2 protein-coding genes are annotated in these 3,241 nt (G+C 39.0%); both read left to right on the forward strand.

Annotated features, from left to right (window positions below):
- Positions 1-951 (forward strand): RsmB/NOP family class I SAM-dependent RNA methyltransferase (locus CXF78_RS17905; RefSeq protein ID WP_102037524.1); only part of this gene is annotated, 951 nt, incomplete at its 5' end.
- 226 nt (positions 952-1,177) lie between these two features.
- A partial coding sequence (locus CXF78_RS17910) for a bifunctional diguanylate cyclase/phosphodiesterase (RefSeq protein WP_102037525.1) occupies positions 1,178-3,241 on the forward strand: 2,064 nt, incomplete at its 3' end.

The raw sequence follows: 3,241 nt of genomic DNA on the forward strand, positions 1-3,241 counted from the left end.
CATGGCTTAGATTTACCTAAAATGCAGTATTCATTGCAACTAGAGCAAGCAGCATTTGAGGCTAATCTAGAACAAGCCAAAACAGACCCTGTATTATGGGATGGTTGTCCTGAGTGGCTAAATGAGCTTGGTCAAGCACAATTGGGTGACAAGTGGCCTGCTGAACGTGCGGCACTGGCTGAGCAACCAAAACGCTATTTACGCGTTAATGAACTGAAATGTAATCGCGACGCCCTTATTGAAAGACTTAAAAAAGAAGGTGTGACGGCAATAGAAGTAAGCGATGTGGCTTCTGCTATTGAGGTCACTTCAGACTCAGCATTATTTCGTACCGATGCATTTAAAGACGGTTGGTTTGAACAGCAAGACGCTGGTTCACAATTAGTTGCTAATGCTGTTGATGCAAAACCAGGTATGCGTGTTGTTGATGCTTGTGCAGGTGCGGGCGGTAAAACCTTGCATATTGCGGCACAAATGCAAGGTAAGGGCCGTTTGCTTGCGATGGATGTAGAGCAATGGAAACTGGATAATCTTAAAACTCGCGCTAAACGTGCAGGTGCTCATAACGTTGAAACGCGTATTATTGCCAGTTCTAAAACCATTAAACGCTTAAAATTAACCGCTGACCGTGTGCTATTAGATGTTCCTTGTTCTGGACTTGGCGTGCTAAAACGCAATCCAGATTCAAAGTGGCGTGATACTCCTGAGCGTTTGCCTGTGTTGGTTGAATTGCAGAAGCATATTTTGCAAAGTTACAGCCGTATGGTCAAAGTCGGTGGGATATTAATTTATGCGACTTGTTCAATCATGCCTGAAGAAAATCGCGATCAAATTGATGCATTTCTGGCAGACAATCCACAGTTTACGCTTATTGAAGATGAAAATATCTTAGTTTCAGAGCGCGGATTTGATGGTTTCTATCTTGCCAAGATGGAACGAATGGCTGAATAACTATTCAATTAACATCAATTATTATATTCAAAAAATTGATTGTGATTAACATAAAAACAGTGCATTTATTTTGCACTGTTTTTTTTTATGGATTATTTTTGCCCACTTAGCAGGGTTTTTATTATAAATATATGTTAAAACGTTGATAAAGTTCTCATAAATGCATAATCTTATTTCTATATTAGGAATATGTTTTTCTAAGCATTTGCCGTGATGATGGAGCGTTATGGATAAAGGACTACAAACCAATAAATTAGTTGAAGATACCAACCAGTATGATTTTCGTGAATCGAGTATTGAGCGATACAGTACAATACTCGATATGGTATTGCAGGGGCTGCCATTAGGCGAAATGCTTCATGCTTTAGTTTTATTGATTGAAGCACAAAAGATTGGCACTCGTGCATCAGTGCTTTTATTGAGTGATGACGGTAAAAGGTTACTATCGTGCGCAGCTCCTAACCTTCCTGAAGAGTATAACAATGCCATTAGCGGTACAGAGATAGGCATTGATGTGGGCTCTTGTGGCGCAGCAGCATTTACACGTGAAAGAGTCATTGTTGAAGATATTGAGCATCATCCAAATTGGAAAAATTTTAAAGAGATACCTTTAAAAGCCGGATTAAAAGCGTGTTGGTCTGAACCAATAAAAGACAGTAATCAAAATGTACTCGGTACTTTTGCCATGTACTATGACACGATTAAATCGCCGTCGGAGCAAGATTTACACCTAATACAAGAAGCGGCACGTTTGGCCAGTTTAGCCATTGAACGAAGCCGTGGAATGCATATTCAACGGTTAAGTAGCAAAATATTTAACAGCTTGCCCATTGCGTTAGTTATTACCAGTGAAGACAACTCGGTATTATCAGCCAATCCAATTTTTAAATCCTTAACGTCTACCTATTACGCCAATCTTAAATTATTTGATGTTAATCGCTTTTTGAGTCACTCCCAACAAGATGTAGTAGCAGATTTATTTGAGCATTTAAAGCGCGGGCACCCTTGGCAAGGAGAGTTAAAAGGTCTTAAAACCGACAATGATATTATTGATATCTCGCTTAATGTGACCGTTATTAGGGATAGTTTTACGCAACAGAATTGTTTTGCATGGTTAATTACCGATATTTCCGCACGTAAAAACGCTGAAAAAATGATTAACTTTCAATCCAACTATGATCAACTTACCGGACTGTCGAACCGTAAATACTTGTTTGAAAGTCTACAAGCAATGATAGATTCAGAAGACAGCGTGAATGGTTGTAAGCAAGACTTTAGCTTGATGTTGATGGATATCGACCATTTTAAACAAATTAATGACACCCTCGGGCATGATAATGGTGACCTTGTATTGAAATTTGTCGCGCAGCGTTTACTGAGTGCCATTCCTGATAATGTTCTTATTGCACGTATTGCAGCTGATGAATTTGCATTAGTGTTACCGGGTAAAATGTGTTCCGAGTCATTAATTAGTCTTTTTGATGATCTAACGAATGAGTTGAAAAAGCTTTTTATTGTTGGCGGTCAAGATGTCATGTTATCCATGAGTACTGGCCTAGCTCGTTATCCACACGATGCCGATAATGTGGAACAAATATTAAATTGCGCCACTCAAGCTATGTACAACGCAAAATCTCGAGGTCGTAATTGTCTGCAGTTTTTTAATCAGCAAATCCAAAAAGATGCTGAAAGACATGCTGAATTGTACTTACACCTTAAATCTGCATTGAGCCATAATGAATTTGAACTGTATTATCAACCCATTGTGAACCCGTTTAGTGGCCAAATCATTAAAGCAGAAGTGTTATTGCGCTGGATACATGATGGTCAATTTATTTCGCCAGATGAGTTTATTCCTATTGCAGAAGAGTCGGGTTTAATAGTTCAAATAGGTGAGTGGGTGAGAACGCAAGCGTTAACCAGTATCATCGCATTGCAAAAAAGCGGTTACGCCATTCCTTTTGCCATTAATGTATCGACGATTGAATTTTGGACGAGCGATCTACAACAACGCTTTTTAAACTATTTTGATAACATTTCAGAAGCGCTAGGCGGCGAGATCCCGTATCAGTTGATCACTTTAGAGATCACCGAATCATTAATGATGAAACAACAATCATCGATTAGCCAATTATTAACAGAACTTCGGCATCGTGGAATGCAAATTTCAGTAGATGATTTTGGTACTGGTTATTCATCTTTATCGTATTTGGCAAACTTCCCAGTGGATCAAGTTAAAATTGATAAATCCTTTATCCAGAAAATTTCATTGGGTGCGCGACATGAAGCG

The organism is Shewanella sp. 11B5, assembly GCF_002836795.1.
GTDB lineage: Bacteria > Pseudomonadota > Gammaproteobacteria > Enterobacterales > Shewanellaceae > Shewanella > Shewanella frigidimarina.